General features: G+C 69.0%; 7 protein-coding genes and 2 rRNA genes. 6 read left to right on the forward strand and 3 right to left on the reverse strand.

Annotated elements, in window-relative coordinates; translation table 11 throughout:
• The first annotated feature begins 405 nt into the window (after positions 1-405).
• A complete protein-coding gene (locus OIU81_RS19750) occupies positions 406-2,505 on the forward strand; it encodes an asparagine synthase-related protein (protein ID WP_329149711.1) in 2,100 nt (699 codons plus the stop codon).
• Between the two features lie 99 nt (positions 2,506-2,604).
• On the opposite strand, the gene OIU81_RS19755 is transcribed toward OIU81_RS19750, so the two are convergent.
• The gene (locus tag OIU81_RS19755) at positions 2,605-4,605 is read right to left on the reverse strand and encodes a sigma-70 family RNA polymerase sigma factor (protein ID WP_329149712.1); all 2,001 of its coding nucleotides are present in this window, start codon (positions 4,603-4,605) and stop codon (positions 2,605-2,607) included.
• Between the two features lie 331 nt (positions 4,606-4,936).
• Positions 4,937-5,782: a TetR/AcrR family transcriptional regulator gene (locus tag OIU81_RS19760; protein ID WP_329149714.1), complete on the reverse strand. Its 846-nt coding sequence runs from the start codon at positions 5,780-5,782 to the stop codon at positions 4,937-4,939.
• Positions 5,783-6,291: 509 nt separating this feature from the next.
• On the opposite strand from OIU81_RS19760, the gene OIU81_RS19765 reads away from it, so the two are divergent.
• Entirely contained in the window at positions 6,292-7,653 is a 1,362-nt protein-coding gene (locus OIU81_RS19765) for an NAD(P)/FAD-dependent oxidoreductase (protein WP_329149716.1), read from the forward strand.
• Between the two features lie 311 nt (positions 7,654-7,964).
• Entirely contained in the window at positions 7,965-9,824 is a 1,860-nt protein-coding gene (locus tag OIU81_RS19770) for an ATP-binding SpoIIE family protein phosphatase (RefSeq protein WP_329149718.1), read from the forward strand.
• Positions 9,825-9,912: 88 nt separating this feature from the next.
• Here the strand turns inward: OIU81_RS19770 and OIU81_RS19775 are convergent, their stop codons facing one another.
• A complete protein-coding gene (locus tag OIU81_RS19775) occupies positions 9,913-11,226 on the reverse strand; it encodes an MFS transporter (protein WP_329155231.1) in 1,314 nt (437 codons plus the stop codon).
• A gap of 191 nt (positions 11,227-11,417) precedes the next feature.
• On the opposite strand from OIU81_RS19775, the gene OIU81_RS19780 reads away from it, so the two are divergent.
• The 3 genes from OIU81_RS19780 to OIU81_RS19790 all read left to right on the forward strand — a co-directional run bounded on the left by OIU81_RS19780 (position 11,418) and on the right by OIU81_RS19790 (position 17,659).
• The gene (locus tag OIU81_RS19780) at positions 11,418-11,978 is read left to right on the forward strand and encodes a MarR family winged helix-turn-helix transcriptional regulator (protein ID WP_329149721.1); all 561 of its coding nucleotides are present in this window, start codon (positions 11,418-11,420) and stop codon (positions 11,976-11,978) included.
• Between the two features lie 729 nt (positions 11,979-12,707).
• A 16S ribosomal RNA gene (locus tag OIU81_RS19785) occupies positions 12,708-14,236 on the forward strand.
• Positions 14,237-14,540: 304 nt separating this feature from the next.
• Positions 14,541-17,659 (forward strand): 23S ribosomal RNA (locus tag OIU81_RS19790).
• Together the 16S and 23S rRNA genes form the textbook arrangement of a ribosomal RNA operon.
• The last annotated feature ends 39 nt before the right edge of the window (positions 17,660-17,698 follow it).

The raw sequence follows: 17,698 nt of genomic DNA on the forward strand, positions 1-17,698 counted from the left end.
CGCACATTCGGGGGTCGCCCCGGGGGCCACACGGGGGGCCTCCCGGGGCCGGGGCGGCGCCGCGCCCCACCCCCGGTGGGAGGGCGTCCGCGGCCGGCCGGCCCGGCTTCCCGCTGACGCCTCCCGCTGACGCCTCCCGCCGACGCCGTCCGTCGACGCCGTCGGCCCCGGCCGCTCCGCCGTTCGCCGCTCGCCCGCGGCGGGCCGGTGCCGTCACCGCGGTCCCGCCGGCGGCCCTCCCGGGGCCGTGCGAGGGGAACCGCCCGTATACAGGACCGCCTCAACACCTCCTCCGCGCCGCTGTCATGGCAGCATGGTCGCGACAACAGCCCGGCGGCGGCCGGGCAATCCGCTGTACGGGGTGGCCGTTGGCCCCGGCGGGCGGGGAATCGGGTGGAGGCGGCGATGCGCTGGTTGGTGGGGTGGAGCAGTGCCACCACGGGGCCGGCGGCCTCGGGCCCGGCCCCCGGTGAGGAGGGCCGTGCGGTCCTGCCCGTGGGCGCCCAGCTCGTGTGGGGCGACCCCGATCCCCTCTGGGCGGTCGGCGACTGGCGGCCGGACGAGGTCCGGGTCGTCCAGGCCGACCCCGAGACCCGGCTCGCGGTCTTCGGCGCCTGCGGGGCCACCGACGACCAGCTGCGGGTGGGCCTGTTCGCGGCGCGCGGGGGCGCGCTGCGCCACCTCACCGCCTGGCCGGGCAGCTACACCGCCGTCGTCCGGACGGGGCGGCGGCTCACCGTCACCGGTGACCTGGCGGGCGCCCGCCCCGTCTTCCACACCCGCTGGGCCGGCGGCACCGCCTACGCCACCGCCGCCCTGCCGCTCGCCGACCTCGTCGAGGCCACTCTCGACATCGGCCATCTGGCCGCGCTGCTGGCCTGCCCGGACGTACCCGAGGCGCTCGGCGACGGCACGCCGTACGAAGGGGTCCGCCGGATCCCGCCCGGCCACGCCCTGGTGCTGCGCGGCGGCGCCGGCGACATCACCTCCTTCGAGCCGACCGCCTCGCTCGCCGTGGCGGCGCCCCCGCTCGCCCCGGAACAGGCCGTGGACGGCGTTCGCGACGCCCTGGTCGAGGCCGTCCGCGCGCGGCTGGCCGGGCCCCGGCACGTCCCCGACCCGGACGGTCCCGACGGTCTCGACCCCGGGCCGGTGCCCGGGATGGGGCCCGCGGCGCGGCGCGCGGCACGGGGCGCGCCGGCCCCCGGCATCGGCGCCGACCTCTCCGGAGGCAGCGCGTCGGGGACCCTCGCCCTGCTGGCCGCCGGCCTCCCCGGCCGGCCCGGACGGCTGGGCGGCCATGGCGAACGCCTCCTCGCCGTCACCTTCAACGACCGTGCCACCAACGGCGGAGCGGCCTCCCGCGAAGCCGAATTGGAGCGCGCCCGCAGCCTCGCGGACAACCCGCGGCTGCACCATGTCGTCGTCGCGGCCGGTGAAGAGGCCCTCCCGTATGCGGACCTCGAAAGCGGCCCGCTCACGGACGAGCCGGGCCCCTCCCTCATCACCGCGAGCCGCCACCGCCGACGGCTGCTGGCCGGCAGCGCGGACCACTTCGTCGGGCACGGCGCCCGCCAGGTCCTCGACGCCCACCCGGCCCGGCTCGCCGACCTCCTCCTGGACCGCCGCCGGCGCCATCTGCTGCGTCCGGTCACGGCGCTGGCCAAGGCCGACGGCTCCACCGCGCAGTCCGTCCTCGTCCCGTTCACCGTCTACCGCGCCGCCCGCAGGCTCGCCCGTACCCCCTACGCCTCCGGGATCGCCGACACCGCGCGCCGCCTCCTGGAGCGGCAGTTCGCCGACGAGCCGGTGGCCGCCGGTGCCGTGGACGCCTCGCTGGCCGCGCTCGCCTGGTGCCGTCCGGGGCCCGCGGCGCGCTGGCTCACGGGGGAGGCGCTGGCAGAAGTATCGGTTCGGCTGAGCGAGGCGGTGCACCGGGTGCCCGCCGTGAGCCGCCCCGGGGAGCGCCGGGCCCGTGCCGCGCTGGCCCGCCAGGCCGCCGACCACCGCGTCTTCGAGCAGGCCGCCGAGGTCCGCAGCCAGCGGCTGCACGCCCCCTTCCTCGACAACCAGGTGGTGCTCGCCTGCCGCGCCCTGCCGGACACCCTGCGGGTGCAGCCGGGGGCGCGGGCCACCGTGCTGCGCTCCGTATTGGCCGGGGCCGGCGTACGGGATCTGCCGACCGGCTGGGGCGCCGCCTCGCAGGTCACCCATGCGGCAGAGGTACGCGCCGGGCTGCGCGGCGCCATAGGCGAGCTGGAACGGCTCTTCGACGCGCCGCTGTTGGCCGATGCGGGGCTGGTGGAGGCGCGGGTGATCCGCAAGGCGCTGCGGGACGCGGCGGAGGGGGCTGCGCTGCCCATGGACGGGCTGGCAGAACTGGTCTCCACGGAGCTGTGGCTGCGGCGGCTGGTGGCCCGGCGGGGCTCGTGCTGGACGGGGGCGGGGGCGCCGCGCCAGAAGGCGGTCGCGGGCGGAGTCGTTCCCCGCGCGCGGCTGACCTAGGGCGGCATCCGGGGCCGGGCGGGCCCGTTGTCGGGTGCTCCCGGCGCAGCGGCCGTTGTGGGCAACGGCCTCCCGGTGGTCACGAGCCGCCCTGGCCCCTCAACGACAGCTGAGGGTCGACCGCGCCCAGTCCCCGAGCGCCGCCGCACCGTGGGCCGCCGGTTCGGTCACCAGCCGCAGCGTCCGGTGGCCCGCCAGCGGGAGGTGCACCGGAATCCCGGCCTCCCCGCCGCGCACCGCCGGCGACCGCCACAGCCGCACCCCGTCCGCGTAGACGGAGAAGCGCAGCGCCCCCGGCCCCACGCTCAGATCGTCGACGCCCACGACGGCGTCATAGGCGGTGCACGGGCGGTTGAGGTCGATGGTCACCGAGGACAGCGCGGGCACGCTCACCCCGTGCGGATACCGCGTGCCGCCGATCGCCGGCGCCCGCCGCGCCCACAGCCAGCCGCTGCCGAGGGAGCGCACCTCAGGCTTGCTGCCGTCCCCCATGAAGTCGCGGTTCAGTGTGTTGAGTTGATAGGTCGTCAGGGACGGGAGCGGCGGTTTCGGGGCCGGCTTCGGCGGGGTGGCGCCGGGGGCCGGCCGCGTCGGAGCGGGGTCCGCCGGGGACGGGGGCCGGGCCGGGGTGGGCGGCGGCTTCTGCGGGGACGGGGCCGCGGGCGGCGCCGGCTTCTGCCGGTGGGCCGGCGCCCGGGTGTGCGGGGCAGCCGGCTTCGAGGGCGGCTTCGGGGCGGGAGCGGCCCCGGCCGCCGGCGGCAGCCCCGGCTGTGACGGCACGGGTGCCGGCTTCTGCGGCGCGGCCGGGGCCGGCCGGGCGGAGCGGGCCTGCGGTTCGGGCGCCCGGTGCGGGAGACCGGTCAGCGACAGCGCAAGCACCGTGCCGGCCACCGCCGCCGCCCCGACCCCGAGACCGACCGTCAGCGAGGTGCTCAGCCCCTTGCCCGCGGCGGCGCCACCGGAGGCGCCGGCGCCTCCCGACGCAGCCGACCCGCCACCCCCGGCGAGTCCGGCCGCGCCGGCCCCGGCCGCCGCTCCCGCCGCGGCACCCGCCGCCGCCTTGACGGCGTACCCGGCGGCCAGCCAGCCGATGACCGCGACCGGCAGCAGCGCACCGATCCGCTGATTGACGTCCTCGACCTCCAGCGCGGCCAGCCGGCACCGGGCGCAGTCCTCCAGATGTCTGCGCAGCCCCCGCTCGGCCCGCATCCGCAGCCCGCCGCGGGCGTAGGCGCCGAGCCGGTCGGCGTACCGGGCGCAGTCGCCGCCGTCGGTCAGCGACCGGCTGACGTGCGCCTGCAGATAGGCCTGTTTGAGGCCCTCCCGGGCGCGGTGCGCCAATACGGCGGTGGCGTTCGCGGTCAGCCCGAGCAGCGGGGCGACCTCGCTCGGCGACTCGTCCTCGACGGCGGTGTGCCACAGCACCGTCTGATAGCGCTCCGGGAGGCTGCGGAAGGCCCGCACGGCCAGCGACCGCTCGGCCTCCTGCATGGCGCGCACCTCCGCGCCCGGGTCCAGGACCTTCGCGTCCCCCGGCGGGCCGGCCGCGGACACGGCGAACACCGCGAAGTCCTCGACCAGCTGCTCCCGGCGGGCGGTCTTCGCCCAGGACGCCGCGACCCGGCGCAGGGTCGTCAGCAGATAGGCCCGGACCGCGGACTCCGGGCCCGCGCCGCCGCGCACCGCCTGCAGGGTGCGGGCGAAGACCTCGCCGGTCAGATCCTCGGCGGTGTCCGCGTCCCGGCAGCAGCCGCGGGCGTAGCCGCGGACCGCGGGGGCGTGCCTGCGGTAGATCTCCTCGTACGCGCCGTCGTCGCCGGCCCGCAGGTCGGCGAGCAACTGGGCGTCGGAGGCCGGGAGTTCGCCGTCCCCGGGGCCGTCTTCCGGGCCCGTCCGGCCGTCGCGGCCCCGTTGCCGCGGCACGAGGCGTGCCGCGCCCGTGGGATCGACGGCGCGCGGGGCTCGTCCGGCCGGCTCCCCGGCAGGGGTGGCCGCGTCCAACGGCCCGCTCGGACCGGGGACTTGCCCGGACGGCGCCTCGTGGTGGGCGCCCGCCCCGGACCCACCGTCGCGCCGCTCGTCCTGCCCGTCAACACTCATTGCCGAGGCTCCCGAAGCCGCCGTCCCACCCGAATACCGCCACACCGTGCCACACCGTGCCACACCGTGCCCCGGGGGCTCCGGCTGCCCGCCACTCCTCCGGGGAGCAAGGGCGGACGACCGCACGGGCGTTCACCCGTACGGGCCACCGTGCCCAGACGGACCACACCGCGCGCGGATCCCGTACGGACGATCCCGCGCGCGCCCCGCGACGCCCCGGAGGACGCGGAGACGGGACGTGGCCCCCTGTGCCGTTCCGCGGCCGGGCCCGCCCGAGAGGCCCCGTGAACGGGCCCCACCGGACGGCCCCGGCCGCCCGAACTCACCGCTGTTACCGCGAGCGCAGCCCCTCCAGCAGGATTTCCAGCAGCCGCGCGGAGGCGGCCTGCTGATGGCTGGGGTCGGGCAGCGCCGGTGCACCCGTGGCGATGACTAAGAGGACGTCGGAGACCGTCACATCGGTGCGCAGCTCCCCGGCCGCCTTGGCGCGCTCGACCAGCCGTCCGACGACCTCCAGCAGCGCATCGGCGCCCGTCGTCTCCGCCACCGGAAGCGGCTCGTCCTCCGGGACCTCGCGCTCTCCGGCAGGCCGGAGAGCGACGGGCGTCCCGTCACTGCCGGGCGCCACCCGCTGCTGCGGCACCCGCGCCTCGCTCAGGCCGTCCGGCAGCCGCGGCTCGTTCGCCCCGGACACCGACGGCAGTGCGGACCGGCCGGTGTCGGCGTCCGCCCGCAGGATGCCCGGTGGCAGCAGCCGCCCGGCCCCCGAGGCCACCGAGGTCCGCAGAAAGCGCGAGAGCGCCGCCCACGGATCGTCCTCCTGGCCCAGCGCCGTACGCGCCTGGTCCGTCAGCCGTGCGGTCTCCTCCTCCGCTATCCGGCGGACGAGGACGTCCTTGCTGGGGAAGCGGCGGTAGACCGTGCCGACTCCCACGCGGGCCCGCCGGGCCACGTCCTCCATGGGCGCGCCGTATCCCAGCTCGCCGAACACCTCACGCGCGGCGCGCAGCACATGTTCCAGATTGCGCTGTGCGTCCACCCGCAGCGGCGTGCTCCGGCCGCCCGTCCCCGCAGCGGCCCGGTGGGTCACGCCGGTGCCGTTGCCGTTGCTGTTGCCGTTCTCGTTGGTTCTGCTGTGTGCGCCACCGCTCCCGGCGCCGTCCGAGGCAGCTGCCATCGCGACGGTGGTCGGCCATTGAGAGCCCTGAGTGTGCATAGATATCCCCCGGTAATGACGTCTCCCCCCGGAGACTCCCCGCCCTGACAGTCAGGGCGTACCGACGAAACAGGGTGCACCCCAACGAGATACGAACATAGTTGAGCTGGGGTCAAGAATGAAGGGGGAGTTCCGCACAATGCACCCCCGATCGGCCCAAGGGGCGTGATCCGCCCGGATTTCACCCCTGCCTCTCCTCCGTCTCCCACCCTCTGACCAGCGCACCTCGCCACACCCGTGCGGAATGAGCCGTTCCGTCCCCAGGACCGCGCCCGGTCACACATTTCGACGGGCCTGTGGACAAAGGCGCTCCGGCGGTGCGTCATGGAACAGTGCTGTGCCTTTCCGGGGGCGCAGCTCCCGAGGCGGAGCGCCGCCGGCCGGCCTCCGCGGTCGGTGCCGTCCCGGGCCTGTTCGACACCGCGAGGAGAACCCCTGTGAAGGCTGTGTCTTCGAAGTCTTCGAACAACGTGACGCGCATTCTCGTTGTCGGCGGTGGCTATGTGGGGATGTACACCGCCCTGCGGCTGCAGCGGAAGCTGAAGCCGGAGCTGCAGCGGGGCACCGTCGAGGTCATCGTGGTCGACCCGGATCCCTACATGACTTATCAGCCATTCCTGCCCGAGGCCGCCGCCGGCTCGATCTCCCCGCGCCATGTCGTCGTCCCGCTGCGCCGGGTGCTGCCCCAGTGCAAGGTCGTCATCGGCGAGGTCACCGCCATCGACCACAGCGACCGCCGGGCCACCGTCACCACCCTGGCCGCGGAGGAGACCGGCGGCGGCGCCATCGAGGTCGCCTACGACGAGCTGGTCCTCGCGCCCGGCTCGATCGCGCGCACTCTGCCCGTCCCGGGCCTGGCCGAGGTCGGCATCGGCTTCAAGACCGTCGAAGAGGCCATCGGACTGCGCAACCACGTCCTCGGGCAGCTCGACATCGCCTCCTCCACCCGCGACCCCGCGATCCGCGACGCCGCGCTGACCTTCGTCTTCGTCGGCGGGGGCTACGCGGGGGTGGAGGCGCTGGCCGAACTGGAGGACATGGCCCGCTATGCCGTCCGCTACTACCACAACATCAAGCCCGAGGACATGAAGTGGATCCTGGTCGAGGCCACCGACCGCATCCTGCCCGAGGTGGGACCGGACATGGGCCGTTACGCCGTGCGTGAGCTGCGCGCCCGCAACATCGACGTCCGGATGGAGACCCGGCTGGAGTCCTGCGAGAAGCGGGTCGCCGTCCTCAGCGACGGCTCGCGCTTCCCGACCCGGACCCTGGTGTGGACCGCGGGCGTCAAACCGCACCCCATCCTGGCCGCGACCAAACTGCCGCTGGCCGCCCACGGCCGTCTCCAGTGCACCCCCGCGCTCCAGGTGGACGGCGTCGAGCACGCCTGGTCCGCCGGGGACGCGGCCGCCGTCCCGGATCTGACCGCCGAGCCGGCCGAGCCCGGCGGGCCCCGTCCGGTGTGCGCGCCCAACGCCCAGCACGCCCTGCGTCAGGCCAAGGTGCTCGCCGAGAACATCGCCTCGGCGGTGCGCGGCGGGCCGATCGTGGACTACCGGCACAAATACGTCGGTTCGGTGGCCTCCCTCGGCTTGCACAAGGGCGTCGCGCATGTCTACGGGCGCAAGCTGAAGGGTTACCCGGCGTGGTTCATGCACCGTGCGTACCACCTCAGCCGGGTGCCGACCTTCAACCGCAAGGCCAGGGTGCTCGCCGAATGGACCCTCGCGGGCCTGTTCAAACGCGAGATCGTCTCGCTCGGCTCGCTGGAGAACCCGCGCGCCGAATTCGAACTCGCCGCCGGCACGGGTCGGCACAACGAGGCCAGTTGACGCGCCGTACGCCCACACGAGTTGATCTGCCGTCATCCCTGGAATGACCGGTTGCGGCGGAGTACGGAACTCCACAGGGGCAGCCGGGCGCCTGACGGATGTCCGTCCGGTCGGCCACACTGGACGTGTGACCATGGGTGGGCTCGTATCTGCAAAGAGTGACAATCACGAGGATTCAGGACGTTTGCTGCATTCCGCAAAAGGGCGCCGAGAGTGCCCCCAGCCGACCCTCCCCCGGCCCCCGGCCGGGAGGCTCCGCCCTGCCGACGGCCCGATCCCGCGCGACGACGCGAAGTAAGAGGTACCCCTCCGTGATCTTCACGCGCTGGAGCGCCAGACTCCCCGGCACACAGCGGCGCGCCGCCGCGCGGTCCGACCGCGCCGCACCCCGCCCCGCCTCCGGTCTGGCGGCCGCCCCGCCCGCCCCGGCACCGTCCGCGGTGCCCGTGGGTGCGGACGACACGCCGGCCCCGCCCACGGGCGCCACCACCGGCTCGGTCCCCGCCGCCCGCGCCGAGCCCGCCGATCCGGCGCCCTCCCGGGAACTCACCCCCGAGGCCCTGCCGCCCACCGTCGACGCCCTGTCCGTCCACGACATCCTCGGCACCATCCCCGCGCTCGTCGCCGTCCTCTACGGCCCCGAGCACCGCCTCGCCTACGTCAACGGCGCCTACGCCCACGTCTTCGGCGCCCGCCCGGCCGGCCACACCGCCCGCGAGGCCCTCCCCGAGCTCGATGAACTGGGTCTGCTGCCGTTGATGGACCAGGTCCTGCGCAGCGGCAGGCCGCGGACGGTCAAATCCCGCAAGGTCCCCGCCGGCACGGGCGGCGACCGCTCCCGCGACGCCTACTACACCTTCACCTGCACCCCGGTCGAGGTCGCGGCGAGCGGCCCGGCGCCCGACCCCGAGGTCGCCTGCGTCGCGCCGCGCAAGGGCGTCCTGGTCTTCGGCGCCGAGGTCACCGACCAGATCGAGTCCGCCGAGCGGCTGCGCGCCAGCGAGGCCCGCCAGCGCGAGGCCGCGGTCACCCTCCAGCGCTCCCTCCTGCCCCAAGAGCTGGAGCAGCCCGACGATCTGCGGGTGGCCGCCACCTACCAGCCCGGCGGCACGGAGGCCGCGGTCGGCGGCGACTGGTACGACGTCATCACCCTCGGCGCCGGCCGCACCGCCCTGGTCATCGGCGACGTCATGGGCCGCGGGGTACGCGCCGCGGCCGTCATGGGCCAGCTGCGCACCGCGGTCCGCGCCTACGCCCGCCTCGACCTCCCGCCCCACGAGATCATCCAGCTGCTCGACGGCCTGGCCGCCGAGATCGACGCCAGCCAGATCGCCACCTGCGTCTACGCCGTCCACGACCCGAATGAGGGCCGGCTGGTCTACTCCTCGGCCGGCCATCTGCCCATCCTCGTCCGCGACGCGGACGGCACGGTCCGCCGTGCCGGCGAGCCCACCGGCCCGCCGCTGGGCACCGGCGGCTGGCTGCACACCTCGGGCTCCGTCCCCCTCGGCCCCGGTGGCAGCGCCGTCCTCTACACCGATGGCCTGGTCGAGCGCCGCGACAAGGACATCGACGACGGGGTCGAGGCCCTGGAGCGCGCCTTCGCCGGCGCTGCCGGCGCCCCCGACATCGTCTGCGACCGCCTGCTGCGCTCCCTGGGCATCACGGCCGCGCACGACGACGACGTCGCCATCCTCGTCCTCCAGCACCCGGAGCGGACCGGCCACGACGCCGAGCTGTTCCACAACGCCGCCCTCGAACTCCACGGCGGCATCGAAGCGGCCCCGCGCGCCCGCGCCTTCGCCTCCGGCGTCCTCGCCTCCTGGCGTTTCTCCCCCGAGCTGCACGACCTCGGCGTACTGGCAGCCAGCGAACTCGTCGCCAACTCCCTCCAGCACGGCACCCCGCCCATGCGGCTCCGTCTGCGGCGTACGGACCGCCGGCTGATCGTCGAGGTCACCGACGGGGACGACCATCTGCCGCGCCGCCGCCGCGCCGAGCCGGCCGACGAGGCCGGCCGGGGCATCTCCATCGTCGCGACCATCGCCTCGTCCTGGGGCTCCCGCCGCACCCCGGGCGGCGGCAAGGCCGTTTGGTGCGAATTCGCCCTGCCGCACGGCCAGTCGCACGGCCAGGCGCACGGCCAGCCGCAGAACCCGGCGGCCGGCTGATCCGCCCCGGACCGGGACGGATCACCACGCCGGATACGCGAAAGGCGGGGCGGAGCACCTCGGTGCCCCGCCCCGCCTCACTCCGGCCTCATACGGCCGCGGGCACCGATCCGGTGGTTTCCACCGACTCCGGCACCTCCGCACGAGGTGCCGGCACCGCCGCCACCGCACGGTGCGGATTGTCCTGCCCCGGCCGCAGCATCCGGCCCAGCCACAGCGACAGCGCGCTGATCCCCAGCGCACACACCACCAGCATCACGATGTACGACACATACATTCCGTGTCCCACCATCAAGGCACCCACCGCCGGCCCGAGCGCCAGCGCCAGTTGCTTGACCAGGGCAAACGCCGAGTTGTACTGGCCGATCAGGGAGGCCGGCGCCAGATCGGCGACCAGCGGGGCCACCGTCGGCGACAGCATCGACTCACCGATACCGAACAACGCATAGGTCGAGATCAGCAGCGCGGTGGCCACCACCTGCGAGCCGTGCACCAGCCCGGACAGACCGGCGGCTATCCACGCCACCGTCCAGACCATCCCGACCAGCGCCATGACCCGGCTGCGCCGCCGCCGCTCGACCAGCTTGAGCACCACGAACTGCGCCGCCACGATCGCCGCCGTATTGGCCGCCAGCGCGATACCCAGGCTCGCCGGCGCGATCCGGGTGACCTCGGTCGCATACGCCGCCAGCCCCGACTCGAACTGCCCGTAGCAGGCGAAGAACAGCACGAAGCCGAGCACGCACAGCCACACCATCCGCCGGTCGGCGAACATCGCCCGCCAGGCACCCTTGGCCCGTTCCTCGGTGGGGACGGCGTCCTCCACCTTCGGCGTCCGCGGCAGCCGCACGCTCGCCACCGCCGCGCCGAGCACCAGGAACATCACGGCCTCTATCGCGAACAGCCGCACAAAGCTCTCGGGGTGCGTCTCGTCGACCAGCAGCCCGCCGACCAGTCCGCCGACGCCCAGGCCCAGGTTGTTCAGAAAGAACTGGGTGGCGAACGCCCGTGACCGGGTCAGCGTCGTCGAGCACCACACGATCATCGTCGCGAGCGCTGGCTGGATGACCGCGATCCCGGCACCGAGCGCGATGGCCGACGCGACGACCAGCGGCTCGGTGGCGGACAGCCCCAGCCCCAGGGCACCGACGGCGGCCGAGACCGTCCCGACGACGGCCACCGGCAGCGGTCCGCGCCGGTCGATGGCCCGGCCGGTCAGCGGCAGGACGACGAGTGCGGCCACCGCCAGCATCGCCAGCACCACCCCGGCCGTACTCGCGCCGAGATCCCGCACCTTCGCCACATAGACGTACAGATACGGAACGGTGAAGCCGTTGCCGAACGCGCTCAGCGCGTTCCCGAGCTGGATCCGGCGCAACGCGGCGCCCATCGCGGTGGTCACACTCACCTACCTAGGTCAGGTCATCAGACGGATATGAAGGACGAACCGGCGAGCTGTGACAGGCGACAGGGCAAGACCGGACAGCAGGACCGGACAGTCTCACCCTGAAGACTTCAACTCTAAAGTTCGAAGCTAAAGAGTACACCTCGAAGAACTTCAACGCCAATGACTTCCATGTCATACTGCGCCGCATGTCTGAGCCCTCCGATGCGGCCGCCGACGCTGCCGAGCCGAGCCTCGAGGAACAGATCGCGGCCTACCAGCGCGAGTTCCAGGACCTCGACCCCCAGGTGGAGCAGGTCGTCTCCGCACTTCAGCGCCTCAACCGGCGGATGAACGTCGCCTATGGACGGCAGACCGCCACCCTGGGCCTGAGCAACGCCGAGTGGGAGGTCCTCAAGGCCCTCGTCGTCTCCGGAGCCCCCTATCAACTGGGCCCCGGCGAGCTCGCCAAGCGCCTCGGCCTCACGCCGGCCGCCATGACCCACCGCATCGACCGCATGGCGAACGAGGGTCTGGTCACCCGGGAGCGCGACGAGGCCAACCGCGTCCGCGTCATCGTCGAGCTGACCGACGAAGGCCGCGAGAAGTGGCTCGAGGCGATGCGCCTGGCATCGGTCTTCGAGGAGGACCTCCTCCAGGACCTCAACGGCGGTGAGCGTCAGCTCCTCGGCCAGGTGCTGACCCGCCTGCTGCGCCGCGTCGAGGACGCCCAACCGGACGCCGACGGGCGTCTGAGTGACCTTGACTGACGCGAGTTGACACGGTCCTGCCCCATCCGTAGTGTTCTCCGAGTTGCCACAGAGCCGGAACGGTTCTGGGACAGCCATCCCGCCGCTTCGCGGCACACCACTACTGCACGGCCCCTCAACGGGACCTATTTCGGCATGCCGAAATTCGAACCGTGACGTGATTATGCGTCAGCGAGGAATTCCGCTAAAGTAGTGAACACGCCGAAAGGCGCGGCAGCTCAAATAGCCGCTCCACGGCAACCCCCCTCCGACGGGGAATCGGAAACGAATTCGGACCGGCAACGGAACGAAAACGGATCTGATAGAGTCGGAAAGGTCGAAAAGCGAAAGCCAAACGGCCGAGCCCGCTCCAACAGGGCGCCGGACACGGAAACGGATCTGGTAAGGTTGGAAACGCGAAGAAGCCGAAAGGCAGAAACGCACCGGCGAAAATCGGGCCCGCAAGGATCTGATAGAGTCGGAAACGCAAGACCGAAGGGAAGCGCCCGGAGAGCCTGCTGAAACAGGCACAAAGGAAGCGTCCGTTCCTTGAGAACTCAACAGCGTGCCAAAAGTCAACGCCAGATATGTTGATACCCCGTCCACCTCGGTGGATGAGGTTCCTTTGAAAGTCCATCGGCGCCCATGTGGTGCGGATGGCACACACAGCGAGGACGCTGTGAACGACCGGACCTATTCCGTCTGGTCGTTCCGCTCTCGTGTTGTGTTTCACCCGATTACGGGTAAACATTCACGGAGAGTTTGATCCTGGCTCAGGACGAACGCTGGCGGCGTGCTTAACACATGCAAGTCGAACGATGAACCTCCTTCGGGAGGGGATTAGTGGCGAACGGGTGAGTAACACGTGGGCAATCTGCCCTTCACTCTGGGACAAGCCCTGGAAACGGGGTCTAATACCGGATATGACACACGACCGCATGGTCTGTGTGTGGAAAGCTCCGGCGGTGAAGGATGAGCCCGCGGCCTATCAGCTTGTTGGTGGGGTGATGGCCTACCAAGGCGACGACGGGTAGCCGGCCTGAGAGGGCGACCGGCCACACTGGGACTGAGACACGGCCCAGACTCCTACGGGAGGCAGCAGTGGGGAATATTGCACAATGGGCGAAAGCCTGATGCAGCGACGCCGCGTGAGGGATGACGGCCTTCGGGTTGTAAACCTCTTTCAGCAGGGAAGAAGCGAGAGTGACGGTACCTGCAGAAGAAGCGCCGGCTAACTACGTGCCAGCAGCCGCGGTAATACGTAGGGCGCAAGCGTTGTCCGGAATTATTGGGCGTAAAGAGCTCGTAGGCGGCTTGTCACGTCGGATGTGAAAGCCCGGGGCTTAACCCCGGGTCTGCATTCGATACGGGCAGGCTAGAGTTCGGTAGGGGAGATCGGAATTCCTGGTGTAGCGGTGAAATGCGCAGATATCAGGAGGAACACCGGTGGCGAAGGCGGATCTCTGGGCCGATACTGACGCTGAGGAGCGAAAGCGTGGGGAGCGAACAGGATTAGATACCCTGGTAGTCCACGCCGTAAACGTTGGGAACTAGGTGTGGGCGACATTCCACGTCGTCCGTGCCGCAGCTAACGCATTAAGTTCCCCGCCTGGGGAGTACGGCCGCAAGGCTAAAACTCAAAGGAATTGACGGGGGCCCGCACAAGCAGCGGAGCATGTGGCTTAATTCGACGCAACGCGAAGAACCTTACCAAGGCTTGACATACACCGGAAACGTCTGGAGACAGGCGCCCCCTTGTGGTCGGTGTACAGGTGGTGCATGGCTGTCGTCAGCTCGTGTCGTGAGATGTTGGGTTAAGTCCCGCAACGAGCGCAACCCTTGTTCTGTGTTGCCAGCATGCCCTTCGGGGTGATGGGGACTCACAGGAGACTGCCGGGGTCAACTCGGAGGAAGGTGGGGACGACGTCAAGTCATCATGCCCCTTATGTCTTGGGCTGCACACGTGCTACAATGGCCGGTACAATGAGCTGCGATACCGCGAGGTGGAGCGAATCTCAAAAAGCCGGTCTCAGTTCGGATTGGGGTCTGCAACTCGACCCCATGAAGTCGGAGTTGCTAGTAATCGCAGATCAGCATTGCTGCGGTGAATACGTTCCCGGGCCTTGTACACACCGCCCGTCACGTCACGAAAGTCGGTAACACCCGAAGCCGGTGGCCCAACCCCTTGTGGGAGGGAATCGTCGAAGGTGGGACTGGCGATTGGGACGAAGTCGTAACAAGGTAGCCGTACCGGAAGGTGCGGCTGGATCACCTCCTTTCTAAGGAGCACTTCTTACTCGGACTTGTCCGGGTCAGAGGCCAGTACATCAGCGAATGTCTGATGCTGGTTGCTCATGGGTGGAACGTTGACTATTCGGCACACTTGATTCTCTGGAAGTTAGTACTGCTTCGGCGTGGAAAGCATCTGAGGGTTGAGTGGGCCGGGCGCGCTGTTGGGTATCTGAGGGTACGGACTGTTGTCTGGACCTTCGCGATGCCGGCCCCGGTGAAGCATCCTGGTAAGGGTGTGTGACGGGTGGCTGGTCGTTGCTTGAGAACTGCACAGTGGACGCGAGCATCTGTGGCCAAGTTTTTAAGGGCGCACGGTGGATGCCTTGGCACCAGGAACCGATGAAGGACGTGGGAGGCCACGATAGGCCCCGGGGAGCTGTCAACCAAGCTTTGATCCGGGGGTGTCCGAATGGGGAAACCCGGCAGTCGTCATGGGCTGTCACCCGCTGCTGAACACATAGGCAGTGTGGAGGGAACGCGGGGAAGTGAAACATCTCAGTACCCGCAGGAAGAGAAAACAACCGTGATTCCGGGAGTAGTGGCGAGCGAAACCGGATGAGGCCAAACCAGTCACGTGTGATACCCGGCAGGGGTTGCGTGGTTGGGGTTGTGGGAGTTCTCTTTTGCAGTCTGCCGGCTGTGAGACGAGTCAGAAACCGTTGATGTAGGCGAAGGACATGCGAAAGGTCCGGCGTAGAGGGTAAGACCCCCGTAGCTGAAACATTAACGGCTCGTTTGAGAACCACCCAAGTAGCACGGGGCCCGAGAAATCCCGTGTGAATCTGGCGGGACCACCCGTTAAGCCTAAATATTCCCTGGTGACCGATAGCGGATAGTACCGTGAGGGAATGGTGAAAAGTACCGCGGGAGCGGAGTGAAATAGTACCTGAAACCGTGTGCCTACAAGCCGTGGGAGCGTCGCACAGAGACTTGTCTCTGTGTCGTGACTGCGTGCCTTTTGAAGAATGAGCCTGCGAGTTTGCGGTATGTTGCGAGGTTAACCCGTGTGGGGAAGCCGTAGCGAAAGCGAGTCCGAATAGGGCGTTGAGTAGCGTGCCCAAGACCCGAAGCGGAGTGATCTAGCCATGGGCAGGTTGAAGCGGAGGTAAGACTTCGTGGAGGACCGAACCCACCAGGGTTGAAAACCTGGGGGATGACCTGTGGTTAGGGGTGAAAGGCCAATCAAACTCCGTGATAGCTGGTTCTCCCCGAAATGCATTTAGGTGCAGCGTCGTGTGTTTCTTGCCGGAGGTAGAGCACTGGATAGGCGATGGGCCCTACCGGGTTACTGACCTTAGCCAAACTCCGAATGCCGGTAAGTGAGAGCGCGGCAGTGAGACTGTGGGGGATAAGCTCCATGGTCGAGAGGGAAACAGCCCAGAGCATCGACTAAGGCCCCTAAGCGTGTGCTAAGTGGGAAAGGATGTGGAGTCGCAGAGACAACCAGGAGGTTGGCTTAGAAGCAGCCACCCTTGAAAGAGTGCGTAATAGCTCACTGGTCAAGTGATTCCGCGCCGACAATGTAGCGGGGCTCAAGCACACCGCCGAAGTCGTGTCATTGCAACATGTGGACCAACGTCCGTTGTGATGGGTAGGGGAGCGTCGTGTGCCGGGTGAAGCAGCCGTGGAAACGAGTTGTGGACGGTTCACGAGTGAGAATGCAGGCATGAGTAGCGATACACACGTGGGAAACGTGTGCGCCGATTGACTAAGGGTTCCTGGGTCAAGCTGATCTGCCCAGGGTAAGTCGGGACCTAAGGCGAGGCCGACAGGCGTAGTCGATGGACAACCGGTTGATATTCCGGTACCCGCTTTGAAACGCCCAGTATCGAATCCATTAATGCTAAGGCCGTGAAGCCGGCCTGGAGTCTTCGGACAAAGGGACGTGGTGGAGCCGCCGATCCAAGGTGGTAGTAGGTAAGCGATGGGGTGACGCAGGAAGGTAGTCCAGCCCGGGCGGTGGTTGTCCCGGGGTAAGGGTGTAGGGCGCTGTCTAGGCAAATCCGGACAGCATGTGCCTGAGACCTGATGCCGAGCCGATTGTGGTGAAGTGGATGATCCTATGCTGTCGAGAAAAGCCTCTAGCGAGTTTCATGGCGGCCCGTACCCTAAACCGACTCAGGTGGTCAGGTAGAGAATACCGAGGCGTTCGGGTGAACTATGGTTAAGGAACTCGGCAAAATGCCCCCGTAACTTCGGGAGAAGGGGGGCCATTGCTGGTGATCACTTTTGCAGTGTGAGCTGGTGGTGGCCGCAGAGACCAGCGAGAAGCGACTGTTTACTAAAAACACAGGTCCGTGCGAAGCCGTAAGGCGATGTATACGGACTGACGCCTGCCCGGTGCTGGAACGTTAAGGGGACCGGTTAGTCATGATTCGTCATGGCGAAGCTGAGAACTTAAGCGCCAGTAAACGGCGGTGGTAACTATAACCATCCTAAGGTAGCGAAATTCCTTGTCGGGTAAGTTCCGACCTGCACGAATGGCGTAACGACTTCTCGACTGTCTCAACCATAGGCCCGGTGAAATTGCATTACGAGTAAAGATGCTCGTTTCGCGCAGCAGGACGGAAAGACCCCGGGACCTTTACTATAGCTTGATATTGGTGTTCGGTTCGGCTTGTGTAGGATAGGTGGGAGACTTTGAAGCGGCCACGCCAGTGGTTGTGGAGTCATTGTTGAAATACCACTCTGGTCGTGCTGGATGTCTAACCTGGGTCCGTGATCCGGATCAGGGACAGTGTCTGGTGGGTAGTTTAACTGGGGCGGTTGCCTCCTAAAGAGTAACGGAGGCGCCCAAAGGTTCCCTCAGCCTGGTTGGTAATCAGGTGTTGAGTGTAAGTGCACAAGGGAGCTTGACTGTGAGACTGACGGGTCGAGCAGGTACGAAAGTAGGGACTAGTGATCCGGCGGTGGCTTGTGGAAGCGCCGTCGCTCAACGGATAAAAGGTACCCCGGGGATAACAGGCTGATCTTCCCCAAGAGTCCATATCGACGGGATGGTTTGGCACCTCGATGTCGGCTCGTCGCATCCTGGGGCTGGAGTCGGTCCCAAGGGTTGGGCTGTTCGCCCATTAAAGCGGTACGCGAGCTGGGTTTAGAACGTCGTGAGACAGTTCGGTCCCTATCCGCTGTGCGCGTAGGAGTCTTGAGAAGGGCTGTCCCTAGTACGAGAGGACCGGGACGGACGAACCTCTGGTGTGCCAGTTGTCCTGCCAAGGGCATGGCTGGTTGGCTACGTTCGGAAAGGATAACCGCTGAAAGCATCTAAGCGGGAAGCCTGCTTCGAGATGAGGGCTCCCACCCCCTTGAGGGGTTAAGGCTCCCAGTAGACGACTGGGTTGATAGGCCAGATATGGAAGCACCGTAAGGTGTGGAGTTGACTGGTACTAATAGGCCGAGGGCTTGTCCTCAGTTGCTCGCGTCCACTGTGTAGGTTCTGAAGTAATGAC

Origin of the sequence: Streptomyces sp. NBC_01454, from assembly GCF_036227565.1 — a bacterium.
In the GTDB taxonomy this organism is placed as follows: Bacteria; Actinomycetota; Actinomycetes; order Streptomycetales; family Streptomycetaceae; genus Streptomyces.